Consider the following 24,220-nt stretch of genomic DNA (forward strand, 5'->3'; position numbering starts at 1 on the left):
AGCGTCCCGGCCGCGCGACGCAGGTGCCGATAGTTCTGAAACCGTTCCAGCCCTTCGTCGTCGACGTAGGTGATGCCCCGGCTGAGGTCCTGCGCCGCCCGATCCAGCGCCGCCTGGAGGGTGCGGGGCCAGTCGGCGGGCGGTGCGGTCGGATCACCGATCAACAACGCGCGATTTGTTCGGGTCACCGGCACACCCCCTGTGCGAGGTCCAGTGCCTGTGCGGCGGTGCGCACTACGTCGAGCTGGTCATCGAAATCAGCGGCGAGCACGGTCAAGCCGAGGGTGGTCACCCCGGCCGCCGCGTACTCCGACATTCGCGCGCCGATGCTGTGCGCGTCGCCGAGTAGCGCGGTGCGCCGGATCAGGTCCAGCGGTACCGCCGCTGCCGCGGCGGCCCGGTCACCGGCCGCCACCAGTCGATGGACCCGCTGCACCTGCTCGCCGTAACCCATGTCGGTCGCCACCGCCGCGTAGACGCCCGTACCACGTCCGAGCGCAAGGAAATTCGCGTAGTAGGGCCGTAACGCGACCGCGGCGGATCCGGCATCGGGTCCGACGCCGATGGGGATCGACGGCAGCACCCGGAAGCCGTCGAGGCTCGCCCCGGCGCGGGACCGGCCGATCCGGACGTGGTCGAGCGCCCACGAGATGCGTTCGGGTGAGCAGAACGCGCCGATCCAGCCGTCGGCGATCGCACCGGCGAGTTCGAGCGCGCGCGGGCCGACCCCGCCCAGGAGTATGGGCAGTTCGGGGCGTGGTTCGAAGGCGCGCAGCTGGGCGACGGCCGCGGTGTCGTCCGGATCGTCCGGTGGCAGCCGCCAATGCGCACCCGTGTAGCGCACCGGTGCGCCGGACAGCGCGCAGCGCACCACCTCCACGTATTCACGCAGCCAGCCCAGGGGGCGGCGGATGTCCGCCCCGTACCAGCCACGCGCCACGTCCGCGGCCGAGACGCCGAGCCCCAGTTCGAACCGCCCGCCGGACAGTTCGTCGAGGGTCAGTGCGGTCAGCGCGGTCAGCACCGGGCTGCGGGCGGGCGCCTGGAGCAGCCCGGAGGCCAGGGTGAGCCGCGAGGTGACCGCGGCGGCGGCGCCGAGCACGCTCACGCCGTCACCGCGAAACCCTTCGGGTGCGAGCGCGTACTCGAGCCCCAGTCGTTCGGCGGCGGGAGCGAGGCGAAGGGCGTGTCGTGGGGTCAGGAACACCGCGAGCCGCATCGTTTCTCCTCGTCGTGCCGGGTACTGCGAGGTCGAACGATCCGCCGCGCCACTCGAGGATCAACCGTGCCGTACTCGACGAGGCCGCTGCCGGTCTCGTACCGCCGCAGCCGCACAGCGGTGCTGGAGTGATCTTCGAGCGGGCCCGTGGACGCTGTGCGCACCGATTCTCTCTCGGACGGAGGCGAAGGATGCGCGTCCTGCTGGCGACGTGGAACATGCCGGGCCATCTGTACCCGATGGTGCCGCTCGGCTGGGCACTACGCGCCAGCGGTCACGACGTCGTGGTGGTGAGCAACCCGGATCTGGTCCCCGCGATCGTCGGCGCCGGACTGCCCGCGCTGGGCGCGGGCCCCGAGTTCGACTCCTACGCCCGGCTGCGGGACGAACTCGAGCGCCGCTCCTGGAAGCCCGCCGCGCCCGCGCCGACCGCGGATCCGGTCGCCGCCGCGGAGCGTGCCCGGCGCCGCAGGCTCAACGGATTCCGGCTCGCCGCGGCCGCCGCGCAGGCGCAGGCGCCCGAAGCGGTCGCGTTCGCGCGGCGCTGGCAGCCGGATCTGATCGTCTTCGAGCCCGCCGGTTTCGTCGGCCCGCTGATCGGAACCTTGCTCGACGTGCCGACCGTGCGACACCTGTGGAGCATCGACTTCACCGCGCCCATCGCGGAATTCGAAGAGGACCTCATCGGGGAACTCGCCGCCCCCTACGGGCTGACCCGCATCGGGGTGAACGGCGACAGCACCCTCGATCCCGCGCCGACGCGCCTGCAGGTGGCGGATCGTCAAGTGCGCGACCCGATTCGCTTCGTCCCCTACAACGGCCCCGCGGTACTCGAACCATGGCTGCTCGAACCGCCCGCCCGGCCGCGGGTGGGTATCACATGGGGTACTTCGCAGAGCCGCCTCGGTTTCGACCACATGGTGCTCGCGCCCCGCGTGGTGCGGGCGCTCGCGCGGCACGACGTCGAACTGGCCGTCGCGGTCACCGCGGACCAACGCAAGCTGTTCGATCACGTCCCCGACAACGTGGTGCACCTGGGCCCGGCCCCGCTGCATCAGCTCGCCTCGACCTGCTCGGTACTGGTGGACCAGGGTGGTGCGGGCGGCGTGCTGACCGCGCTGGTGAACGGTCTACCACAGCTGGTCATTTCGCAGATGCCGGACGAGGTCTTCCACGGACATCACGTGCGCGACAGCGGGGCCGGGTTGAACCTGCCCGGCGGTGACCTCGCCGACGCCGATATCGCGGCCGCGGTGGATCGGCTGTTCGAGGACGAATTCCACACCGCGGCAGGCGAGTTGCGTGACGATATGCTGGCCCGCCCGACTCCGCTGGCCGTGGTCGAGCGACTCGAGCGGCTGGCGCGCGCGGGTGCGCCCCAGCGAGCGGACGCCCCTCGATGACCGACACCTCGGGCATTCGCTGGCTGGCCGGACTTCCCGTGCCACAGTGGCGGTTCTGGTATCGCGAGCAGAAGCAGCCCGGCTATCGCGACGGCATCGATACCTTCGCCTTCCGGATCGGCGGCGCAGTGTCCGCCGACGCACTGGATCGGGCCTTGCGCTGGGTGATCGCGAGCCATAGCGCGTTGCGCACCAAGATAATCCGAGTCGGCGCTCGGGGCACCAGGATCGAGGTGATCGCACCGGAAGCGACGCCTTCGGTGCTGACGGTACGCCGGACCGAGGCCGAAGCCGACTCGGCGGCGGTGCGTGCCTTCGCGGCGACGCCCTTCCGATTGGCTGCCGAACTGCCGATCCGCGCGCTGCTGTGCACCGACGACAACGACCAGCACCTGCTAGTGGTGAGCGTGCACCACACCGCGTTCGACGGCTGGTCGGCGATCATCCTGTTCGACGCGCTCGGCGCGGCATACGCCCGTGCGCTCGCGGGACAACCTGATCCGGTCCCGGCACCCACCGACTTCCGCGCCAGTTGGGCCGAACAGGAGCGCTTGGCGGGCCCGGACGAACAGGACGAGCTGTTGCGGTGGGGGCGCCAGCTCGTCGGGGTACCGGATCTGCCGCTCCCGCACCCGGACTCGCCAGGCACCGACCTGAGCAGCGGGGCCGTGGACGAATTGTGGTTCGCCTTGCCGAGCGCGGCGTTTCGCAATATCGGCAGCACCACGCCGAGCATGATCATGCTCGCCGCCTGGGCACGGGCATTGCGAACATTTACCGGGGCAGCCGATTTCGCGATCGGTGTGCCGGTGAACGGCCGGGCGGCCGAGTCGAGCATCAACGCGGTCGGCTGCTTCGCCTCGGCGATCGCGCTGCGATTCCGGCACACCGGAGACGACGATCCGCGCACCGACCTCGCCACCGCGACCACCGGTCTGCTGCACGCGATGGACTACCAGTTCATGCCGCTCGAGCAGATCATCCGGCTCGACCCACAGCGCGATCCGCGCCGGATGCCGTTCTGCCAGGCCGGGTTCGTGGTGCAGACCGGCGCGAGCGTCACCCTCGCGCTCGCCGGCACCGAGGTCGAATACCTGCACCGGCCCAAACAGGAGTCGTCGTACGAGTTGACGCTCGAGGTGTGGTCCGGCGCGGAGCCGAAGGGCCGCCTCTGGTATCGCACCGACATCCTGACCCGCGATCGCGTCGAATCGCTGCGCGAGCTGTGGCTCAGCGAATTGTCCCGCTGCACGAGCGCGTTACGGGAGGTGGAGCATGTCCGCAGCCACTGACGACCCACGAGTGGGCGCCTACCTGCGCAGGCTCGGATTCGACGGGATCCCTGAGCGTTCGGTCGCGGCGCTCGCCGAGCTGCACGCCGCCCACACCGCCCGGGTGCCGTTCGAAACGCTCTGGCACACACCGTCGATCGCGGTCGACGATGCCGTAGACCGCATCGTCGAGCAGGGCCTGGGCGGCATCTGCTACCACCTCAACGGCGCGTTCGGCTGGTTGCTCGACCAGCTCGGCTACGACGTACGACTACGTCCGGCGGCCACCCAGAGCCGGTTCGCCCCGGGCGCCCAGCCGCCCACCGGCACGCACGTCGTGCTGACCGTCGACAACCTACCCACGGCGGACAATCCGGCCGGGCGCTGGCTGCTCGATGTCGGTGCGGGCGAAGGTTTTTCGCGGCCGCTTCCGCTGATCCCGGGTGACTACGCGCGCGGCGAGTTCCGCTATCGGCTACGTCCGTCCGATCTCGACCCGCGCTGGTGGCGCTTCGACTACGACCGGCACGAGTCCTGCCGCGGCGTCGATTTCGCGCTGACCGAGGTGGCCTACGCCGCACTGGCCGAGATCTACACCCGGATGGCGGAGACCGATATGGCGATCTTCTTCCGCTACGGCTGGGTGAAGCGGCACGACGAGTCCGGGTTCGACGAGTTGATCGGCACGCAGCTGTCGAAGGTCACCGCGGCGGGTCGCACCATCCGCACGATCAGCGACCGGGACGACTATTTCGACACTCTGGCCACCGTCTTCCAGCTGACGGTCCCCGAGGCGCGCGACAAGCGGGAAGCGTTGTGGCAGTGCGTGGTCACCGAATGGTCGGCGCAACGCTTCCGGGACGACTGGGCCCCGGCCCGCGCCGGAGCCGACGCCGACGCGACCCGATGAGCACCGCATTCGTCCAGCAGATCTTCGCCAGGCCGGACGTGCTGGACTGTCTTGCGATTCCCGCCGAGGTGCCCGGTGAATACCGCGTCTACGTCGTGCCCTCGGCCGACGCCGATCCGATCGAACTGCAGCGGGAGCTGAGCCGGACACCGAAGATCGCGGTCCGCGTAGTGCGCCGGATTCCACGGCGCCCCGACGGCGAGCCCGACCTCGCGGCACTACCAGAGGCGCAGGCGGCCGACGACTGGGTGCCGGTGCGTTATCCGCTCGGCCACCGCCGGGTCTGGGTCCACCGCCCCGCGCAGGATCACGCGGCGTCCACGGTACGGCGCCTCGCACAGGCGGCAGGCCCCGAACTCGTTGTCACCCGCACCGATCCGCGCACTCTTCCGGAGGCGCTGCGCGCGGCGGCGATCACCGCGCATTCGGTGGTGACCGTCGGGCCGGACGGCGAGACCCGCATGCCCTACAACCGATTGCTCGAGCGCGGACTGCGGCTCGCCGCCGGACTGTCCGGGCGTGGGTTGCCGCCCGGCGCGAAAGCCGTACTGGCGCTGCATGATCTCGCCGATTACGTCGTGGCGGTCTGGGGTTGTCTGCTGGGCGGCTTCGTGCCGGTCACCACGGTCGAGCCGAAGCGTGACGACGTGGGTGTGCTCGTCGCGCTGTCGCAACGGTTGTCGGATGCGCCGATACTCACCTCCCCCGCGCTCGCCGAAGCGCTGGAAACGGCCGTCACCGTCGGCGAATTGTGCACGGCGGCAGCGCTGCCCGTGGCCGACGTGCACGCGCCCGACCCCGACGACGTCGCGGTGCTCGTGCTCTCCTCCGGTAGCACCGGGCGCCCCAAGCTGATTCAGCTCACCCATCGCGCGATCGTGGAGAACGCGTTGGCGGCCCGCCAGGTCGACCTGATCCGCGCCGGGGAGACCAGTCTCAACTGGCTGCCCTTCGACCATGCTCCCGCCCTGGTGATGTACCTGCTGCGGGACGCGGTGTTGGGCTGCACGAGTGTGCACGCGAGCACGAGCTACCTCACCGCGGCACCGCTGCGCTGGCTCGACTTGCTGGAGCGGCACCGAGTGGCGCACACCTGGTCGGCCAACTTCGGCTACCGGATGCTCACCGCGGCCCTCGAACAGGCGCCGCAGCGGCAGTGGGACCTCTCGGCCCTGCGCACCCTGCTCAATGCCGGGGAACAGTGCATCCCGGCGGTGGTCGAGGGATTCCTCAGGGAGCTGGGGCGTTTCGGTGTCACGGCGGCGAACTTCGTGCACATGTGGGGCATGGCGGAAACCGCGACGGCCGCCTCGTGCGCGTACTTCGACGCCGCGGACAATATCGTGACCCATTCCGGCATCGACTACATCAGCATGGGTGCACCCGCGCCGGGCAGCCGGTTGCGGATCGTCGACGAAAACCTGCTGCCGCAAGACGAGTACACGATCGGCCGGCTACAGGTGTGCGGCAGCAGGGTGACGCCCGGGTATCTGGACAGCCCGGAGGCCAACGCCGCCGCGTTCACCGTCGACGGCTGGCTCGACACCGGCGACCTGGCATTCCTCGCCGATGGCAAGCTCGTGATCACCGGTCGCGCCAAAGACGTGGTGGTGGTCAACGGGGCCAAGTACCACAGCCACACCATCGAAGAGCTGGTGCACGAGATCGAGGGCGTCCGGCGCGGGTACGTGGCGGCGGTGGGTGTCGCCGATCCCGAGCTGGGCACCGAGTTGCTCGGGATTTGTTACGTACCAAGCGATTCCGGTGACCAAAGGCAGACCGCGGCACGGATCACCGCGACGGTCGGCGAGCGGCTCGGCCTGCCGGTCGGCGTGATCGCCGCGATCACCACGGCCGAATTCCCGCGTACCACCGGCGGGAAGATCCAGCGGGCGGTCTTGGCGCGACGGCTCGCCGACGGCGAACTCGCCGACCGCGTCGTCGACAGGGTGGGTGGTGCGTCCGGCACGACGCCCGACTGTGTCTATGTCACCCGGTGGCGGCCGGTGCCGCCGTCTCCGCGGCACGCCACCGGTTTGCGCGGGCCCATTGTGCTGTTCGCCGACGAGTCCGGTGTCGCGGAGGAATTCACGAGGCAGGTGCCGGGTGACTACCTACTCGTCCGGCAGGGCACCGCCTTCCGGCGTACCGAGGACGGCTACGTCATCGATCCGAACCTCGATGAGCATTGGGCGGCGGTTCGGTCGCTGCTCGGCACACCGCAGACAGTCGTCTACCTGTGGAGCCTCGCCGCCGAAACAGATTCGTGTGCAAAGCATCTCGTCAGCGCCATCCAGTGCTGCACACATGACGGCGCCGGCCCGAGACTGATCACGGTGAGCCGGGGTGCGCGCGTGCTGACCGGAACCGAGTCCGGCATCGTCGCGGCCGCGGCCACCCCGGCCGTCACCGCGGTGTACCGGCAGGAGTATCCCGGTAGCGAGGCGGTACACATCGATCTGGCCGAGAGCGCACCGGAACGCACCGCCCGGGACCTGGCCATCGCGCTCGCCGATCACAGCACCGCGTACCCGGAAGTCGCCTGGCGGCAGGGGCGTCCGCATCTCCCCGCCCTGCTTCGGGTCGACGCGCCCGTCACCGAACCGAGCCCGCTGCGCACGAATGGACGCTACGTCGTGCTGGGCGGCGCGGGCGGTATCGGCACCGAACTCGTGCGTAATCTTGCCGTCACCTCGCGCGCCCAGTTTCTGATCATCGGCAGGCGCGCGCTCGAAACACCGAATAACACGGCATTGCAGAATAATTGGCGCAAACTATGCGACGCATCCGCACAGGCCGATTACGCGGCCGTCGATCTTCGCGACGAGGCCGCCGTGCGCGCGGCGGTGGCGGCCGCCGAAAACCGTTGGGGTACTGCGCTGGACGGCGTGATCCACCTGGCGGGCGAGTACCGCCTGCGCGCGCTGCGCGCCGAGCAGCCCGCCGACTGGGACCTCACCGCCACCGGCCACATTCGCGGTCTGCTGGTGGCCGCGGATCTCGTCCGGGAGCGCCCCGGCGCGCAGCTGATCATCGGCTCCTCACTGATGGGCGAGTTTCCCGCGGCGGGCTGCGCGGCATACGCCGCCACGAACGCGCTGTCGCGCGCGCTCACCGCGGAACTGCGCCGGCGCGACGGCACGCCGATCACCCGGCTCGCCTGGAGCCTCTGGCGCGAGACCGGGGTCAACGCCGGGAATCGGTACGAAGCCGCCGCGGCCGCACGGGGTTTCCTCGCACTGCGGCCCGACGACGCGGTCCGCTTGACCGTGGAGACGCTGTGCCGGCCGCCCGGCGACTATCAGATCGGCATCGACCGGCGCGGCACCGATGTGCGTGCCCTCGTCGACGACGCCCGCGACCTCGCGCTGACCGAACCGGCCGGGACGGCACCGCCGATGGACCTGGCACCGGTGGCTGTGGCGACCCTCGGGCACATGATCCGGGCGCTGGACGGATTCACCGGCCTGCCGCTGTCGGCGCACACACCCCTCAGCGCGCTGGGACGCACCTCGGTGCAGATGGTGCAGGTGCACGCCCGCTTGGAGGGCGCGCTCGACACCGCGATCCCGCACGAAATGTTCTTCGCGGCAACCACACTCGGCGCCTTGGCCGGCGCGTTGCACGACTCGGGTCAGCAAGCCTCGGTGTTCGGGCCCGCCACCTCGGCCACATAGCAGGCGACGAGGTCCGGGATGTCGAAGCTGTCCACCCCGACGACACCCCAGTTGCAGCGCACCAGCCCGTTCTGGAGCAATTGCTCGATGGCGTTGTCCGCCGACCACTGTCCCGGCGCGCACAGCTGTTCCGCGCGCGTCATGGTCAGCGTGCGCGAACCCGCGGCGACCGCGGCGTTCAGCAGCGCACGCGCGGGCGCGTCCAACTCGCGATAGCCCGCCGACACCGTGCGGGTCATACTCCAGTCGAGGAACTCCAGCTGGTGCAGCCGCCGCCGGGGATCCGCGAGCCGGTCGGCGAGCATGGACAACGACAGCAATCGATTGGTCACCAATTTCGCGCCGACGATGCGCAATGCCAGCGGATTCCGATCACAGTAGGCGATGATGCGTTCCGCGGCAGCGGTTTCCGCGCTCATCCGATCCGGACCGATGATCGCGGAAAGTATCTCGTTGCTCTGCCCCACGTCCGGCGCTTCCAATTCGATCGGCGCCGCGCCTTCGATACCCGCGACCGCGCGGAAGGTGCCGGTGATCAGCACCGCGCTGCCGGGACCGCCCGCGAGCAGTTGCCGCACCTGGCCGCGGGTGGTGACATTGTCGAGCACGATGAGCACCCGGCGGCCCGCGGCCCAACTGCGGAACAACTCCGCGCGCTCGTCGAGTTCATCGGGCAAATGTCCGGCAGCGAAACCCACCGCGCGCAGGAACCGGCCGAGAATGCGGAACGAACCGTGCGTGCCTTCGCGAAAATCGACATAGAGCTGACCGTCCGGGAAATGGCCGCGCACCGAATGTCCCGCGTGGATCGCCAACGCCGATTTGCCGACACCGGGCCCGCCGGAGACGGTGACCACGGCGGCCGTGACGGCCACGTCACTGGTCAGCAGTTCGGTGAGTCGTTTCTTTTCGTCGGCACGACCGGAGAAATCGGACAGATCGCGCGGCAACTGCGCCGGCGCCACGGCGGTGCGCACCTCGGCGGTGGCCTGTTCCGGTGCGCCGTCGAGCAATCCGCGCTGCAACTCCTGAATGGCGGCGGACGGTTCGATGCCCAACTCGGCGCTCAGGTTCGAACGCAGCAGGTGGTACACCTCGAGCGCCTCGGACCTGCGGCCGCACCGATGCAGGCACGTCATCAGGTTGCCGTGCAACCCCTCGTGATAAGGGTGTTCGCCGCACAGCAGTTTCAGCTCACCGATCAGATCCCGGTGATGGCCAAGACGCATCCGCGCCTCCACCCGCAACTGCGTGACCTGTAACAACGACTCGCGCAACCGGTTGATCTCCGGTTCCAGAATCGGGCCGGCACAGATGTCGTACAGCGGCGTACCGGTGCACAGCGCGGCCGCGTTCGAGGCGGACTGCAAGGCTTCCACCACCGCGCCGTCGGACAGTTGATCGCGTGCCCGCTCGGCGAGTTGCTCGAACGCGGCGATATCGAGTTCGTGGTCGGCCAGCCGGATTTCATAGCCCAGCGGATGCCAGCGCAGCACATCACGCCCGTTGGCGCCGTGCGCCTGCAGCAGTTTCCGCAGTTGATAGACATAGGTCTGCAAAGTCGCGAGCGCACTGATCGGCGCTTCGTCGTTCCACAGTTCTTCGACCAGAACTCCGGTGGGCACGATTCGGTTTCGCCGCACCGCGAGCAGCGCGAGCAGGCTGCGCAACTTCGGCGCCGTCGGTGTAATCTCACCATCGTCCACGGTGACTTGCAGTCTGCCGAGCGTTGAGACGAACATCCAATCTCCTGGATCTTCCGGCAAATCCCACTGAAACCTGATACTTAGCCCCGCTCAGCACATTCGAACATGACGGCAACCGGACGACTACCAGCAAATCGGACAATGTGACGCGGATTACAGTTCCGATTCCGTAATTTTGCTAACGCGATGACAATCGAATTAGAAGAACATATAAGCGGTTTCACACACGCCCGGGATAAATCAGACAATCCATACAACCGCGACGTTCGGCGGTATCGCTCAGGGTGACGATTCCCCGCAAGCCGCACCCGCTCCGCGTCCCGCCGCTCCGACGCCGCGGGTGAGGGTTTGGGTGACTGTGGCGGCTAGGCGGGTGCGGAAGGCGGTCGGGGTGAAGGTGGTGGCGTGGGTGCGGATGGTGGCGGGATCGTAGGTGATGGCATCGAAATCGCGCATGCGGCGGGCGAGGCTGTCGATGACGGCCTGGTCGTCGCCCGGGTCGAGATGTTCGCCGGTGATGCCGGGCAGGACGGTGTCGAGTGCGCCGCCCGCGCCGACCGCGAGGACGGGGGTGCCGCAGGCCATCGCCTCCACCGGGACGATGCCGAAATCCTCGACTCCCGGCATGAGCAGAGCCTGGCAGCGGCGATAGCTGTCCAGCAGGACCGCGTCGGAGGCGGCGCCGAGGAACGTGGTCTCCGGTCCGGCGATGGACTCGAGGTAGGGGCGGTGCCTGCCGTCGCCGAGCACGACCAGCCGGCGACCCGCCTGCCGCGCCGCCCTGATCGCGAGGTCTGCCCGCTTGTAGGGCACGAGACGACCGGCGAACAGAAAGAAGTCCTCGCGCGGCAGCGACGGGTCCGGGGTGAACCGATCTATCCGCACCGGCGGATTGATCACGGTGGCGGGCAGCCCCCACCAGTCACGCACGCGCGCCGCGACCGCGTGCGAATTGGCGATCACGTGCGCCAGCCGCGGCGCGGCCCGCAATTCGGCCCGGCGGGCGATATGGCCGAGGGCCGCCAGAGCGAGCTGACCGGACCGCCCACCGGCCTCCTGGGCACGAAAGGCGCTGTCCCAGGCCCAGCGTGCCGGACTGTGCACATACGCGATCACCGGTGCGTCCGTGGCGAATACGGCCTGGGTGGCGAACGCGTGATGGCTGACGAGCACCGCGTCGAACCGCCCGGCCAGCGGGAGGCGACGTAGCGCCCGGGGCACGAACGGCAGCAGCGGGGCGTGCGCACGGGCGCCCAGCGCCGCATGTACCCCGCTGAGCCAGCTGTCCTGAATCGAATCCAGCTCTCCCGCAGCACATTGCGCCGCCAGTGCGGCCTGCCCCGCACGACTGACGATCGGCGCGAACACCGCGGCGCCCGGCCAGGTGCGGAGGAACTCCGCGACCACCGCTTCGGATCCGCCGTATTCGGTGAATCGCTCATGCACGAGCCCGATTCGCGGCGCGGTCACGAGTGCCGCGCTCCGCCTTGCGAGGCGGCGGCGATCCGGCGCGGCGCGGCGGTCCGCCGGAGCGCGGGCGCGACCGGGCGCCCCACCAAAAGCCCTGTGACACTGCCCTGTTCGAGCGCACGCCGGTAGACGAGCGCGGCCTCCCGGCAGGCGGCGACCGTCGCGTCGACCGCGTCGTCGGTGTGCGCCGCCGAGGTGACGAACGATTGCCCCAGCACCCCGCGGGCCAGCAACTCCTGCAGGAACAGCGTCCGGAACGCTTGCGACGGCCTGCCGCGCGGGTCTCTGGTGAGATAGACCAGGCACGACGGCCGTCCGGCGACCTGGAGGAAATCGGCGATACCCAGCTCGGCGGCAATGGCATTCACCGCGTCGGCGAGCCGTCGTCCGGCCCGCTCCATCCGGCCGATCGGATCGGTGTCCGCGTAGGCGCGGACCACCGCGCGGAACGCGGCCAGTCCCGCAGATTCCGGCCCGTGCGTGGTCGAGAGCAGAAACACCCGGTCCCGGTCGGTCCGCAGCCCGCCCAGCTCCATGTATTCACGCTTGCCCGCCAACGCCGAGATCGGGAACCCGTTGCCCATCGCCTTCCCCCAGCACGACAGATCCGGGCGCACGCCGTACACCTGTTGCGCCCCACCGGCCGACCAGCGGAACCCGGTGATCATCTCGTCGAACACCAGCAACACCCCGTACCGATCACACAGTGCGCGAACACCGTTCAGATACCCGCTGCCGGGTTCGGCCAGTGCGGTCGCCGCCTCCATGACCACGCATGCCACCGGCACCGCGGCCAGTACGTCGGCCAGTGCGCCGAGATCGTTGTACGGGAACTTCACCGTGGCGGTGTCGTCGGTGCCGCTGTCCATCTCCGTGGTACCGATGAACCAGTCGTCCACGGAGAAGAACGGTTGATCACACACCGCGACCACCACCCGGCCGGTGGCGGCGCGGGCCAGCCGGACCGCCGCGGTGGTGGCGTCCGAGCCGTTCTTGGCGAACTTGACCATGTCGGCCCCGGGGACCAAGGACAGGAAGTCTTCGGCGGCGAGCAATTCCAGCTCGGTGGGCCGGGAGAAGTTCACCCCGTCGGTGATGGCGGCGCTCACCGCCTCGACCACCGGGCGATAGCCGTGCCCGAGCGTCACCGAGCGCAGGCCCATGCCGTACTCGACGTACTCGTTTCCGTCGCTGTCCCAGACCCGGCAGCCGTTGCCGCGCACCAGAATCGGGGCCATGTGTTCCGGGTACTGGTCGGCGCCGCGCGCATAGGTGTGCGCGCCACCCGGTATCAGGTCGTGCAACCGCGCTTGGATGCCGTTGCTACGAGCGAAATCACGTCGGCTGTCGAGACTCGTCACGCACGTTCCTCATTCCTTCAACACCCGCGTTCGGTGAACGCTTTGAGATAGCCGGCCGATTGGCGCAGGTACATCCACGACCAGAAGGCCGGCCCCGACGGACTGGGGCTGGCGACCATCGTCACTTCGCCGGCGAAGCACTTCTGCACGATGTATCGCGCGCGCGACACATGCGGGGTGAAGGTCACCACGATGATGTGCCGCCAGCCGTATTGCCTTGCCCTGCGGCCGATTTCCTGTGCCTCACCCTGGGTGGTCCACGGGTCGGGGACGAAACAGCTGACCTGGAAATCGAAGTGCCCGGCGCAATACTTGTCCATGGCGGGATCGTCGGCTCCGGTGGAGCGCGAGATCAGCAGTTGCCGAGCATAGCCGCGCCGCGCGAGCTCGAGTCCCACGTCGAAGCGTTCGTACGGCGTGCCGCCGAGCACGACGATGGCGTCGGCGGGTCGCAGCGGATCCACCTGCGGTCGCACGTACACCGGCCGGCCCAGCGCCGCCACCGCGGCGACGACGGCGATCAACGCGCCGACACCGAGCAGCGCACGCCGCGTCCGCCGCGGCGGACGCCGCAGCGCATCGGGTGCGTCGACGACAGCGTTCACGGCCTCACCTCGTCGGCCTGTCCCGGCCCAGTGGCGCGGCGCTCACCGCACCGGTAGGCGTGACCACCAGCCGCCAGTACCCGCCGTCCGCGTCCTTGAGCACGATGCCGCCCTCGGCGCGATCGGAAAGCCAAGCGCCGCTGGACAGCACCGCCGCCGCCACCGCACCGTCGGCGCCTTGCACCTGGAGGATGTCGGTGTCCGGGCGGCCCGCCTGCGCGACGGTGGTCCCGGCGAATCGCGCCCCCAGCATCCGATCCCGCCCGATCACATGCCATCCGGTGGGGAACGTCGCGGGATCGATATCGCGGGCCGAACTCGAAATGAGGCTCACCGCAGTACCTTCCGGACATCCCCGCCAGTCGATCCGCAGTTCGGTGGGCGGCTTGTCCAAGTCGGCGTCGAACTGCACGTTCGCCAGATACGGTTGGCGGCAATAGGTCAGGTCCACGCAGAGGGTGCGGGCCGCGACCTTGCAGTTGACCAGTCCGAACTGTGCGGGCCCCCCGCGCTCCCGGTGCCCGATCGCCAGAGCCGTGTCGGCACCCTCGAACCAGACATTGGTCAACCACCAGGCGTTGGCCGCGCCGTCCACCACCAGGTGCCGGTCGGTGGTGCGCGGGTCGGTATCGGAGACGAATTCGACATTGCTCAAGGCCAATCCGGCATTGTGGTCGCCACCGGTGCCCAGCACGCTGATCCGGTTGTTGGTGAATTTCGATGAGGTCACGTAATTCTGGATGCACGAGGTCACCAGCCCGTACCCGAAATTGTTGATATCGCAGTTGACGAACGCGGTGCCACCGGTGTTCTGATCGAGCACGACACCGCGCTGTTCGGCATAACGCGGAAAGTTCTCGCTGAGGTGATTACCGCGCAACACCACCGATTCGAACGAACACCGGAAACATTCGGACAGCGATACGGCGGTCACCGCCGGGTCGGAGACGAAGATGCCGAGCCGGGCGAAGCGCACCCGCTGCCGCTTGCGCAGGGCGATCAGCGTGCCACCGCCCTCGTAGTTGATCATGCTGACGTCGCCGCCGTCGCCGAGCACCGTGGCATAGTCGGGCAATTGAGGCCAGGACCTCACCCGGTACTGCCCGGCGGGCAGATACAGCACCAGCGGTCCGTCGCCCACTGCGGCGGCTTGCGCGAGCGCGGCGGTGTCGTCGGCCTTCCCGTCGCCCACCGCGCCGAAATCGCGGATGTTGCGGGCAGCGGGCGCGTCGGTGACCCGCGGTGAGCGGAACTCCTCGTCGGCGTCGGACTTGGCCGCACACGCGGCGAGGGGCAGCGCGGCGGCCGCGCCGAGCGAACCGGCGAGCAGCCGACGACGATTCACCGAGTCTTCGCTCATAGGCGCAACCTCTGACTCAGGCGCGGCCGGTCACCGGGCCGGGATACCGCGATGACGCCCACCAGGGCGGCGCCCGCGGCGCCGAATGTCGCCAGCGCACCGCGCAGCTGGGCCGTGTCGGTGGTGCCGAGTTCGACGACGCCGATCGTCGCGTCCCCGCGCGGGGCGATCGACAGCGCGTCCGCGGCGGCGGTGACCGGTGCCACCTCGACCACCACGTGGTCGAAATCGCATCGCAGGTCGGCGAGCAGTGCCCCGAAACGCTCGGTGGTCAACGCATCCGGCGTCCCGGGATCGGGCGAGCCGAGCGGCAGCAGATCGATGCCGTCGTCGGGTAGCCGCACCACTGCATCGCTCAGTCTCGGCCCCCCGCGCAGGACTTCGGCGAGCCCGGGACCGGTGTGCGCCAGCAGTTGACCGGAACTGCCTGCACCGGTGGTGTCCGCGTCCACGAGCACCACCCGGGCACCGGTGGCGGCCAGTGACCGAGCCAGCCGCGCCGCGATGTCAGGAGCCGACCGCACGGAAAGGCTGGTCAGTACAATCGTTTTCGGACTCTTCCCGGCGGCGGCATCGGCGAGACGGGCCCGTAGCCGACGCGTCTCCCCCACCTCGCCCGGCAAGCCGATGTCGAGTATCGCCAGAATCGGCACGGTCGGCCGGTCGGGTGCGCCGGACCCGCCGACCCGAACCGGTTCCGCCAGTACCGATTCCAGCTCGTTGGAGGTGCGCAGCCGACGGTCCAGCCGATCGCGGAGCAGGGCCGCCGCGAAGCCGAGCGCGAGGCCGGCGCACAAGCCGAGTGCGAGCAGGCGCGTCCGTCGCGGGCCACTCGGCGCGGCGGGCAACTCGGCCCGGTCGACCACCGCGACCCGGGTCGCGGGTGCCGCGCCGAGTTCGGTGGTCTCCAATTCGTCCACCAGCCGCCGGAATTGCGCCACCACGGCATCGGCGAGATCGCGTGCCTCCGCCGCTGCGGGCGCCGACACGGTGGCGACGAGCACGGCGGTCGCGGGCGGCGAACTCGCCGAGATCCGGCCGCGCAGTTCGCCTACGCTGAGCCGCAACCCGCGATCGTCGATCACGCGCTGTGCGACGGTGGCGCTGGTGAGCAGGTCCAGATACGACCGGACCCGCTGTTGGGCCGCCAAACCGCCCTGATACGAGTCGTTCACCGACGTTCCCGTGGACATCGACACGTACATGCTGCTCGAGGCTTTGTACGTCACCGGAATCGTCTGCGCGTAACCCGCGGCGGCGAGCAGGCAGACCAGCACCGCCGCGACGACGACGATCCAACGGCGCCGCAGGACGCGCCAATACTCGATCAAACCCATTGCCCAGTCCTTTGTGTAACGGGGACAACGGATTCGGCCCGCTCCCACGATCGACGCGCCGATAACTGCCCGCGCGAACCGCGGTACAAACCCACCAGCAGATAGATGAACCACACCAGAACGACGGCCTGGAGATATTTGCCGAGCATCTCCATGCTGCCCAGAATTCCGCGCTCGAAGATCACCGGTATCTCGATGAGCGCCAGCCCCAGCACGACGAGCGCGATATGCCGCGAGTACAGCGCCCGCGCCCAGGAGGCCAAGAGCGCGAACGTGAATGCGGCGCCCACCATGATTCCGGTGTATCCGCCGAGCAGATAGCCTTCGCTGATCCCGCCCTCGGCCAGCGACACCGACACTTGGCTCATGTCCACCGAGGCGCCCCGGACGTCGGCGGCCCACGCGGTGCCCGAGCGCAGCTTCTCCGTGCCGAGCAGTTGCGCGGGAATCAGACTGCGCGCGGCGTTTTCGGCCGCCTCACCCGGGGACAACCAGGAGCCGGGCGGGGTGTAGTACACGTCGGTCGCCGCCTCCAGCAGATCGAACCGGCGCAGTACGCTCAGCATGGGCCGGACCGCGGCGGGATACGCGGCATCGGTGACCGCGGCATCGGCCTGCATCTGCCCGGTGGCCTTCAGCGACTGCAACCAGCCGAAGCCGCCCATGCCCAGGATCGAGACGAGCAGAATGGCAACGATTTTCGGCCGCGTCCAGCCGCCGAGCGCGAAGCGCACGCCGATCGCCAGCGCGGCACCCATGATCGGGGTCTTGGATTCGACGGCGACGGTCCAGAGCAGCTCACCGGCCAGCAGCAGACCGACAGCGGTCACCGTGGCCCGGGCGCTCGCCAGTCGCACGAAGACGATGAGCCCGATCACACCGAGCGTGCCCAGCATCGTCACGAAGGTCAATGCCGGACTGGATGTTTCGACCTCGCCCGCCTTGCCCGCGGTGCCCGTGGCGACCATCGCCAAGCGTCCGAGCGCGCCCAGGAAATACAGCACGCACAGGGCCGGCACGAAGTTCGGATCGCCGGTGATCGCGGCGCGCTGCGGCGCGCGGCGACGGCGCAGCCAGATCGCGAAGGCGACGACCAGGCCCGCGTACACCCACAACCCGAACACCACCGGACGCAGCACCATGGCGATGCCGTGGTCGTATCCGAGGGCGGCGAGGCGCGGATCGGCGACATTGTCGCCGAAACGCGGTTCGGGCTGCACCCACAGCAGCACAACGGGTCTGGCGAGGTAGGACATCGCCCAGTACAGGGCCTGCGCGATGAGCAGCACCCTGGCCACGCCGGGGACGGTCAGCGCCGCGACCACCATCGTCACCAGCGCCGCGGCGATCGTGATCAGTGCGGTGACGGCGGTCATCGGCGGCCTCCGACAGCCGCACCGGGGCCGGGGAATTCAGGTGAGCGCATCGATGATCTCCTCCGCCCGGTCGACGTAGCGATGCCGCTCGGCGGTGATCCGCCGGTAGCCCGCCGCGGCGACCTGCTCGACTGCCTCCGGCCGGCGCGCGCATCGAGTGAGGATCTCGCGCAACTCGGTTCGATCGGAGAACAGGAAGCACTCGGTGCCCTCGTCGAGCAGTTCGGCATGTTCCGCGGTCCGCTCGCCGACGAAAAGCCCGCCGGCTGCCGGTATCTCGAACGATCGGCAGGTGTGGGTGTCCCGGTTGTCGGAATTGAGCAGCACCAGGTTGGCGGTGATCGAGGCGACGGCCGCGGCGAAGCGCTCGCCGTACACTCCCCCGCCGAGTTCGGCGGCGGTGCCACGCAATCGGCGCACCCGCCGCCAACCCGGCCCGTGCACCAGGAAATCGGAGCCGTACTCCCGAGCCAGGTCGACTAGCAGCGGCGTGCGGTCGGGGCGGCGAGCGCCGATGAACCCCGCCAGGTATCGCCGGGCGCCCCGGCGGGCGCACGGATGGTGCCACGCCGGGTCGTAGGCGCTGCGTACGAACCGGACGCCGCGCGCGCCGCGCGCGTGCAGTTCGGGCACATTGTGGCGCTTAGTGGTGACCACCAGATCCCACTCCGACTCGTACGCCAGGTAATCCGCGCTGGTGTTCGCCGGATTCGAGACGTCGTCGGGGCTGTAGTGCGCCCGCAGGCCGGCGGGCGTGCTCAACAGGCGTTCCTGGTCCAGGTGCACGGCTTTGAACGCGAACAGCAGGTCCGGCTCGAATGCCGCGGCGGCACGGTCGATTCGGTCGTGCAACGCGGCGGTCGTCCAGCCGGCCCGCCGACCGGCGGCCTTGGCGTACAGCCAGCTCGGTGACAGCCGCGTGGGCAGCGTGACCGGGGTGGAATCGATCACCACCACTTCGTGTCCGGCCTGGCGGAACCCGTCGGCCAGCGAGCGCGCGTTGCTGCCGATCCAGTCGTCACCGACGTACAGAATCTTCATCGCGCCGGCGCCTGCGCGACGGGCACCGCGGTGGCGCGCTCGCGCACGATCAGCTGCCGGACCCGGACGAGATACCAGAGCGCCACCGCGATCTCGGTGAGCACGGTGCCGTAGACGAGCGCCCACACCGAGTTGTTCCGGAAGGCGACGGCCAGGGCGGACGCCGCCACGCAGGTGCCGATGAGCGCGCCGACCAACACGCCGACCGTGTCCTGCCGCACCGGCAGCAGCGCGGTGGTGATGAAGGAGGTCACCGTCATCGCGGGCAGGATCAGTACCTCTACTCGCAACAGCGGTACCGTGCCGTCGAATCCACTGCCGAAGATCAGCTGGATCAGCATCGGCGCCATGAGCCACACACCTGCCGCGGCCAAGCCCGCGATACCGGCGCACACGGTCAGCACCTGTATCGCGTTGCGCCAGAACCGGTCGTGCGCGCTGCGCCGGGCCATCCGCGGCAGGAACGCGAATCCGACCGTGTCCAGCAGTGATTGGATGGCCCGCACCAAACGGTCACCGGCCGAATACAACCCGAGGGAGGCAGCGTCGAGCACCGCCGCGTAGACCACCGGCGCACCCTGGCCGTAGCCCGTGACCAGCAGCCGGGATGTGAAAACCGGTGCGCCGAGCCGCAGGATCGCGCGGACCGCGCGCGGCCGGGCCGGCGGCCCGAAGCGGCGCCACGCGTCCGCCCAGGTCGCCGCGACCGTGACGACAGCCGAGACCAGCAGGCACAGCAGCGCCATCGGCGCGCTGGGCCAGCGAGGCAACAGCAGCACGAGCAGCAGCAGGTAGACGATCCGTCCGGCCCCCTGGTACACCGCCGAGGCCCCGAACCGGCCCTGGCCGATCAGCAGCCAGTCCTCCGAGATCGACCAGACACCGCCGGCGAACAATCCCAGCAGGACCATGTGCAATCGAGCGGGCGCTCCGGCCATCGTGCCGATCGTGAGCAGTACGCCGAGACCACCGAGAATCGTCAGCCTGATCGCCAGGTAGTCGCCGCGCAGCTGCCCGATTCGTCTTGTGTCCGTGCGTGTTTCGTGCACTCGAGCGGCCAGGAAAGACGTGATACCCAGATCCACCACCAGCGAGCCGATGAAATAGGCCGACATGCCGATCGCCAGCAGGCCGAGCCCTTCGGCGCCGAGCACCCTGGCGATGATCGGCAGGGTCACCACCGTGATCAGGTACTGCCCGTACTTGCCGAAGCTCACGAAACCGATGTCGCGCAGCACCACGGCCGTCCCGCGCCAGCGGCGCGGCGCAGCTCGTACGGCGGTACCGGTCTCAGCCATGGCAGGCCTTCGTCACCGCGGTCAGGAAATCCGCTGCGACGTGCGCGGATTCGACGATATCGAACTCGCGGGCACGCAGCACGCCCGCCTCGGCGAGCTTGGTGCGCAACGCGGGATCGGTCATCAGCAGGTCCAGCGCGGAGGTGAGCTGGGCGGCGTCACCGCCCTCGACCAGGACACCGTTCACGCCGGGTTCGATGATCTCGGCGGGGCCGCCGGGCCGGCTGGCGATCACCGCGCAGCCTGCCTGCAACCCCTCGACGACGACCTGTCCGAACGGCTCGGCCAGCACCGAGCAGTGCACCAGAATGTCGGCCTGGCGCAGGTGGTTTCGCGGATCGTCCACATGTCCGGTAAAGGTCACGGGCAGCCGCAGTGCGCGCGCCGAGCGCTCGAGTTCGCGCCGATAGGGCTCCTCGTCGAACAGCGTGCCGCCGATCAGGAAGACTTGGCGCGGCGGCACTTTCACTTCCGCCAGCGCCCGCAGGAAGACGTCCTGCCCCTTCCACGGCGTCAGGCGGCCGACCATCGCGACGACCACGTCGGCGGGCGCGCGCTGCGGTGACCGGTCGGCCGGCGTCGGATCGGGTTCGATGCCGGGATACACCACCGCCACGGGTCTGCGCCAGGTGATCAGCGAACTCGCGGTCGAGCGGCTGTTCACCAGGTACCCGTCGCTGACTGCCCAGCCGAGCAGGCGAATACCCCAGGCCAGCCACCGGCCGAAGTATTCGCTCGAAACCCGGTCGTGCACCGACCAGATCAGGGGGACGCGGGCGCGCCGCGCCGCGACGGCACCCATCAGCATGGCCTTGGTGCTCCCGGCGACCAGCACCTGCACGTCGAGTCGCCGGGTCTTCGTACCGAGCCTGCGCCCCAACCGGATCAGGGCGAGCGCGCCGACGAGCACCTTGCGCAGGCCTGCCGCCTCGATCGTCAGCGACCGGCCGTCGAACCCGTTGGGCAGCACCAACGTCCGGATACCGCGGGACCGGACCCGGCGCACCATGGGACCGTTCTCCGTGAACAGCATCACCGGTTCGACGGTGGTGTGCTCGCTCAGCGCGGACAGCAACCGCATGGTGGCGAGTTCGGCCCCCGACGGCGCCGCGGTGTGTGCGAGGAACAGTGCCCGGATCATCCGCGTAGCTCCGTGTACAGCGCATGATGCCGGGCGGCGGCCACCGTCCAGGAGAACGACTCCGCGTGCGCGCGACAGCGTTGCGGCGTGGGTACCGCCCCCGCGAGGGCGGCGACGATACGCGCCGCGAGCGCCTCGGCATCGCCCGCCGCCACGATCAACGACGGATCGAGCCCGCGTACCGCTTCGGGCAGGCCGCCGCAGTCGGTGACGATCGGGGCGCGCCCGCAGGCCAGGGATTCGAGGGCGATCAGTCCGAAGCCTTCGAGTGCGACCGATGGCACCACGGTGCAGTGCGCCCGCTCGTACTGTGCCGCCAATTGATCGTCCGGGAGATGCCCGATGAAAGTGACCGAGCGCTGCAGACCGCTCGACACCACCTGATCCCGCAATTCCCGCTCGGCGCTACCGGTTCCGACGATCACCAACCGGGTACCGGGGTGCGCGGACAGCACCGCGGGCCAGGCTCGAATCAACCGGTCGATACCCATCCGGCGTTCCAGCCGCCGAATGCACAGCACGACAGGCGCTTCGGCCACGCCCGGCGGCGGCGTCACCGCGAATCTCGCGAGATCGACACCGGGAGCGATGACCTCGACCCGTTCGGCGGCCACTCGGTAGTCGGTCACCAGCACCTGCCGGAACTGCTCGGACAGCACCACGAAGCGCTCGGCGCCCGCGTAGCGGATCCGCTCCACGAGATACTTTGCCCGCACGGTGAATTCGGATGCACCCGCGATCCGGCTCTCCGCGGCCCACGGGCCGTGGAAATGCACGACGAGTCGTGGACCGCGGGCGCGACCGACCACCGGCGGCCCGTACAAACAGAAATGCCGATCGAGCACGGCGGGCCGGCGCGGCGCGGGACGAGCGGCGACGGAGCGGCTCGCGCGGTGCAGCGTGGAGCCGCCGAGCCCGCCCCAGGACCGTCCACCTGCGGGCGGATCGCCGAAGGCGGCCGCCGATACCTCGGTATCCGGATGCCGTCGAAGGGCACCGAACAGATCGGTGAAGTACCGGTTGAGTCCGCCCGCCGCGGAACCGAACCACTCGGCACCGGTCATATGCACCGTCACCGGCGCGGAGCGCGCGGTCATGTCCGCGTCCTTCGCACGCGGGCCACCAGGTCCCCGGTCACCGCTCGCGCACGCACATTCGCCCGATGCAAGGCCGTCCGCACGAGCCTGCCGTCGGCGGCCAGGACGTCCCGGCGGCCCACGTGCTGGGGATACTCGCCCGCGATCCGGTGATGGAAACGCAACAGTTCCACCAGTTTGCTCACCGTCGAGGTCTGGCTGCACAGGTTGAACGTCGAATTACGCCACGCGGCAAGCACTTCCGGCATCCCGAAGAAGTGGCCGAGCGAGGCGATCCGGCCGAACAGATCGACGTCCATCGGGAACACCAGATCGCCGCGCAGGCCGCCGACCCGATCGAAGTGCGCCCGCCGGAACATCGCCGCGGCCGTCGGGCCGAATTCGGCCGGGCCCGCCCGCACGATCGTGCGCAGGACCGGGCCCGCCGGATGCGGGCCCAGCAAGCCGGGCAGGCCGAGTCCCGTCTCGAGGACCGCGCCGCCCTCGTCGATCACCTGGAACTTGGCCGAGCTGATCGAGATCGCCGGATCGGCCATGACCGCGAGCTGGGCCGCGAGCGATCCCGGCAGCAGCACGTCGTCGGCGCAGACCACCTTCACCAGCCGCCCGGTGGAGTGCCGGATGGTGGTGTTCCAGTTGGCACCGATCGGCAGCACCCGCTCGTTGCGGCACACCCGAACCCGTGCGTCATCGAACGACCTTGCGATAGCGGGTGTTTCGTCCGTGCTCGCGTTGTCGAGCACGACGAGTTCGTAATCTACGTCCTGCGCCAGGATCGACCGCATGGTCGCCGCCAGGGTTCGGCCCGCGTTGTAGGCGGGCACGCAGACGGACAGCTCGGTCATCACTCGATTTCCTCGTTCGTCGGGGCGTATTCGGCGTCGATCCAGCGGCCGGCCAAGGCCGGGAAACGGGTCTCCAGCTCGGGCCGCAGATCCGGCAGCGTCAGCAGCACGCGGTCGGGCGCGGCGCGCACCAGCTGCGCCGGCGAGATGATCGGCACGTCGGTACCCGGCATCCGTCTGCCCTGTTTGGCGGGCGAGGCGTCCGCGACCGCGCGTACCAGGCCGCGATGGATCCCGGCCAGGGCGAACAGCGCCACTGCGCGCGAGGCCGCACCGTAGGCGTAAACGGAACGGCCCGCGCCGATTTCGGCCGTGAGGCGACGACGCAATGCCCGCGCGTGCGCATCGGCCGCTGCCTGCAGTCCGCCGACCACCGCGGGATCGGTGATCCCGGCCTCCGCGGCGAGCATGCCCCGCACCGTGGCGTCCGGCGCACGCACCCCGTGCACGGCCGCCACCAGTACGGTGCCGCCGTACAGTGCGAATTCCCAAGCCGTGGCCACGCTCATCCCCGCGCGGCGCAGTAGCTCGCGCAGCGCGGTCAGCGAGTAATAGGCGAAGTGGCCGTGGCGCAGCGCATTCCACTGGTGCTGCCGGACAATCGTGCGCAGCGAATGGAACTGCACCAGCAGCACCCCGTCCGGCGCAGTGGCTTTCGCCCGTTCGGCGAAGGCACCGTGCTGGTCGGCCTCGTGCATGATGCCGAAGCAGTCGAGCACCACCTCGGCCTCGTCCGCGACCGTCTCGAAACCGTGCGCCGCCAGGTGCGGCAACCAACTGCCGCCGTGCGGGCTGCCGAACTCACGCACCGTCGCACCGCGCAGCCAGCCGTCCGCTCGGACCCGGGCGACCGCCGCAGCCGCCTGGTCCCGCAGCGCCTGCGGCTCCACCCCGCGCGGTTCGGCGGTTCGCGTATCGTCCTCGGTCAGCTGGGCGAGGCCGCAGCTCAGGCACAGCTGCATCGCCAGCGGGTGCGCCGCCTCGTCCGCCCGCACCGGCGCGTCGGCGCGGGGAAAGTGATCGGCGGCGGGCATGCGTCCCAGGTCCAGCACCCGGCGCAACCGGGTATCCGCGCACGCGCGGCACTCGTTCATCGCGGTCCT

Annotated in this window: 19 protein-coding genes; 4 read left to right on the forward strand and 15 right to left on the reverse strand. The window is 69.7% G+C overall.

The genetic code is table 11. The annotated features are described in order from the left end of the window. Together TY25_RS32500 and TY25_RS32505 are read right to left on the reverse strand one after the other, a co-directional pair. On the reverse strand, positions 1-188 hold a 188-nt coding region (locus TY25_RS32500), incomplete at its 3' end, for a hypothetical protein (RefSeq protein WP_156055150.1). Beyond that, on the reverse strand, positions 185-1,219 hold the full coding sequence (locus tag TY25_RS32505; protein WP_042262697.1) for an LLM class flavin-dependent oxidoreductase: 1,035 nt from the start codon (positions 1,217-1,219) through the stop codon (positions 185-187). The genes TY25_RS32505 and TY25_RS32500, both read right to left, overlap by 4 nt. Positions 1,220-1,410: 191 nt before the next feature. On the opposite strand from TY25_RS32505, the gene TY25_RS32510 reads away from it, so the two are divergent. The 4 genes from TY25_RS32510 to TY25_RS32525 are packed head-to-tail and all read left to right on the forward strand — an operon-like array spanning position 1,411 to position 8,480. Beyond that, on the forward strand, positions 1,411-2,622 hold the full coding sequence (locus tag TY25_RS32510) for a nucleotide disphospho-sugar-binding domain-containing protein (protein WP_042262699.1): 1,212 nt from the start codon (positions 1,411-1,413) through the stop codon (positions 2,620-2,622). Continuing rightward, positions 2,619-3,914, forward strand: a complete 1,296-nt coding sequence (locus TY25_RS32515) for a condensation domain-containing protein (RefSeq protein ID WP_042262701.1) — start codon at positions 2,619-2,621, stop codon at positions 3,912-3,914. The genes TY25_RS32510 and TY25_RS32515 overlap by 4 nt, the downstream gene beginning before the upstream one ends. Continuing rightward, positions 3,898-4,803 (forward strand): arylamine N-acetyltransferase family protein, encoded by a 906-nt coding sequence (locus tag TY25_RS40935; protein WP_081869247.1) that lies wholly within the window; start codon positions 3,898-3,900, stop codon positions 4,801-4,803. Before TY25_RS32515 ends, TY25_RS40935 begins: the two co-directional genes overlap by 17 nt. Beyond that, positions 4,800-8,480 carry an SDR family NAD(P)-dependent oxidoreductase gene (locus tag TY25_RS32525; protein ID WP_042262703.1) on the forward strand — a complete coding sequence of 1,227 codons (3,681 nt, stop codon included), beginning with the start codon at positions 4,800-4,802 and terminating at the stop codon, positions 8,478-8,480. Before TY25_RS40935 ends, TY25_RS32525 begins: the two co-directional genes overlap by 4 nt. Here TY25_RS32525 and TY25_RS32530 read toward each other — a convergent pair. The 13 genes from TY25_RS32530 to TY25_RS32590 form a co-directional block, all read right to left on the reverse strand. After that, positions 8,438-10,222: an AfsR/SARP family transcriptional regulator gene (locus tag TY25_RS32530; protein ID WP_052383345.1), complete on the reverse strand. Its 1,785-nt coding sequence runs from the start codon at positions 10,220-10,222 to the stop codon at positions 8,438-8,440. The two genes, TY25_RS32525 and TY25_RS32530, sit on opposite strands and share 43 nt — an antisense overlap. A 243-nt stretch (positions 10,223-10,465) precedes the next feature. Further along, entirely contained in the window at positions 10,466-11,656 is a 1,191-nt protein-coding gene (locus TY25_RS32535) for a glycosyltransferase (RefSeq protein ID WP_042262705.1), read from the reverse strand. After that, positions 11,653-13,017 carry a glutamate-1-semialdehyde 2,1-aminomutase gene (locus TY25_RS32540; RefSeq protein WP_042262708.1) on the reverse strand — a complete coding sequence of 455 codons (1,365 nt, stop codon included), beginning with the start codon at positions 13,015-13,017 and terminating at the stop codon, positions 11,653-11,655. The genes TY25_RS32535 and TY25_RS32540 overlap by 4 nt, the downstream gene beginning before the upstream one ends. Before the next feature lie 17 nt (positions 13,018-13,034). Then, positions 13,035-13,622 (reverse strand): YdcF family protein, encoded by a 588-nt coding sequence (locus TY25_RS32545; RefSeq protein WP_042262710.1) that lies wholly within the window; start codon positions 13,620-13,622, stop codon positions 13,035-13,037. Positions 13,623-13,626: 4 nt separating this feature from the next. Further along, positions 13,627-14,982, reverse strand: coding sequence for a glycosyl hydrolase family 28-related protein (locus TY25_RS32550; protein ID WP_042262712.1), 1,356 nt, complete (start codon positions 14,980-14,982; stop codon positions 13,627-13,629). Beyond that, entirely contained in the window at positions 14,979-16,319 is a 1,341-nt protein-coding gene (locus TY25_RS32555; protein ID WP_042262714.1) for a Wzz/FepE/Etk N-terminal domain-containing protein, read from the reverse strand. The genes TY25_RS32550 and TY25_RS32555 overlap by 4 nt, the downstream gene beginning before the upstream one ends. Continuing rightward, entirely contained in the window at positions 16,310-17,695 is a 1,386-nt protein-coding gene (locus tag TY25_RS32560; protein ID WP_042262716.1) for a hypothetical protein, read from the reverse strand. Before TY25_RS32560 ends, TY25_RS32555 begins: the two co-directional genes overlap by 10 nt. Before the next feature lie 36 nt (positions 17,696-17,731). Continuing rightward, positions 17,732-18,736: a CgeB family protein gene (locus tag TY25_RS32565; RefSeq protein ID WP_042262718.1), complete on the reverse strand. Its 1,005-nt coding sequence runs from the start codon at positions 18,734-18,736 to the stop codon at positions 17,732-17,734. Continuing rightward, positions 18,733-20,034, reverse strand: coding sequence for a lipopolysaccharide biosynthesis protein (locus TY25_RS32570; protein ID WP_042262720.1), 1,302 nt, complete (start codon positions 20,032-20,034; stop codon positions 18,733-18,735). The genes TY25_RS32565 and TY25_RS32570 overlap by 4 nt, the downstream gene beginning before the upstream one ends. Then, on the reverse strand, positions 20,027-21,175 hold the full coding sequence (locus TY25_RS32575) for a glycosyltransferase family 4 protein (protein ID WP_042262722.1): 1,149 nt from the start codon (positions 21,173-21,175) through the stop codon (positions 20,027-20,029). Before TY25_RS32575 ends, TY25_RS32570 begins: the two co-directional genes overlap by 8 nt. Beyond that, entirely contained in the window at positions 21,172-22,239 is a 1,068-nt protein-coding gene (locus TY25_RS32580) for a glycosyltransferase family 4 protein (RefSeq protein ID WP_042263004.1), read from the reverse strand. Before TY25_RS32580 ends, TY25_RS32575 begins: the two co-directional genes overlap by 4 nt. Before the next feature lie 29 nt (positions 22,240-22,268). Beyond that, complete coding sequence (locus TY25_RS32585; protein ID WP_042263006.1) at positions 22,269-23,117, reverse strand: glycosyltransferase family 2 protein; 849 nt, start codon at positions 23,115-23,117, stop codon at positions 22,269-22,271. Continuing rightward, positions 23,117-24,211 carry a class I SAM-dependent methyltransferase gene (locus TY25_RS32590; RefSeq protein WP_042262724.1) on the reverse strand — a complete coding sequence of 365 codons (1,095 nt, stop codon included), beginning with the start codon at positions 24,209-24,211 and terminating at the stop codon, positions 23,117-23,119. The genes TY25_RS32585 and TY25_RS32590 overlap by 1 nt, the downstream gene beginning before the upstream one ends. Between the last annotated feature and the right edge of the window lie 9 nt (positions 24,212-24,220).

The organism is Nocardia brasiliensis NBRC 14402 (assembly GCF_000308475.2).
GTDB classification, from domain to species: domain Bacteria; phylum Actinomycetota; class Actinomycetes; order Mycobacteriales; family Mycobacteriaceae; genus Nocardia; species Nocardia brasiliensis.

Bases quoted from the DNA above. Each gene is read 5' to 3' on its own strand.
- TY25_RS32505 (WP_042262697.1), bottom strand. From the start codon at position 1,219: ATGCGGCTCGCGGTGTTCCTGACCCCACGACACGCCCTTCGCCTCGCT.
- TY25_RS32565 (WP_042262718.1), bottom strand. From the start codon at position 18,736: ATGAAGATTCTGTACGTCGGTGACGACTGGATCGGCAGCAACGCGCGC.
- TY25_RS32560 (WP_042262716.1), bottom strand. From the start codon at position 17,695: ATGACCGCCGTCACCGCACTGATCACGATCGCCGCGGCGCTGGTGACG.
- TY25_RS32585 (WP_042263006.1), bottom strand. From the start codon at position 23,117: ATGACCGAGCTGTCCGTCTGCGTGCCCGCCTACAACGCGGGCCGAACC.
- TY25_RS40935 (WP_081869247.1), top strand. From the start codon at position 3,898: ATGTCCGCAGCCACTGACGACCCACGAGTGGGCGCCTACCTGCGCAGG.
- TY25_RS32555 (WP_042262714.1), bottom strand. From the start codon at position 16,319: ATGGGTTTGATCGAGTATTGGCGCGTCCTGCGGCGCCGTTGGATCGTC.
- TY25_RS32570 (WP_042262720.1), bottom strand. From the start codon at position 20,034: ATGGCTGAGACCGGTACCGCCGTACGAGCTGCGCCGCGCCGCTGGCGC.
- TY25_RS32515 (WP_042262701.1), top strand. From the start codon at position 2,619: ATGACCGACACCTCGGGCATTCGCTGGCTGGCCGGACTTCCCGTGCCA.
- TY25_RS32575 (WP_042262722.1), bottom strand. From the start codon at position 21,175: ATGATCCGGGCACTGTTCCTCGCACACACCGCGGCGCCGTCGGGGGCC.
- TY25_RS32510 (WP_042262699.1), top strand. From the start codon at position 1,411: ATGCGCGTCCTGCTGGCGACGTGGAACATGCCGGGCCATCTGTACCCG.
- TY25_RS32580 (WP_042263004.1), bottom strand. From the start codon at position 22,239: ATGACCGGTGCCGAGTGGTTCGGTTCCGCGGCGGGCGGACTCAACCGG.
- TY25_RS32525 (WP_042262703.1), top strand. From the start codon at position 4,800: ATGAGCACCGCATTCGTCCAGCAGATCTTCGCCAGGCCGGACGTGCTG.
- TY25_RS32530 (WP_052383345.1), bottom strand. From the start codon at position 10,222: ATGTTCGTCTCAACGCTCGGCAGACTGCAAGTCACCGTGGACGATGGT.
- TY25_RS32590 (WP_042262724.1), bottom strand. From the start codon at position 24,211: ATGAACGAGTGCCGCGCGTGCGCGGATACCCGGTTGCGCCGGGTGCTG.
- TY25_RS32550 (WP_042262712.1), bottom strand. From the start codon at position 14,982: ATGAGCGAAGACTCGGTGAATCGTCGTCGGCTGCTCGCCGGTTCGCTC.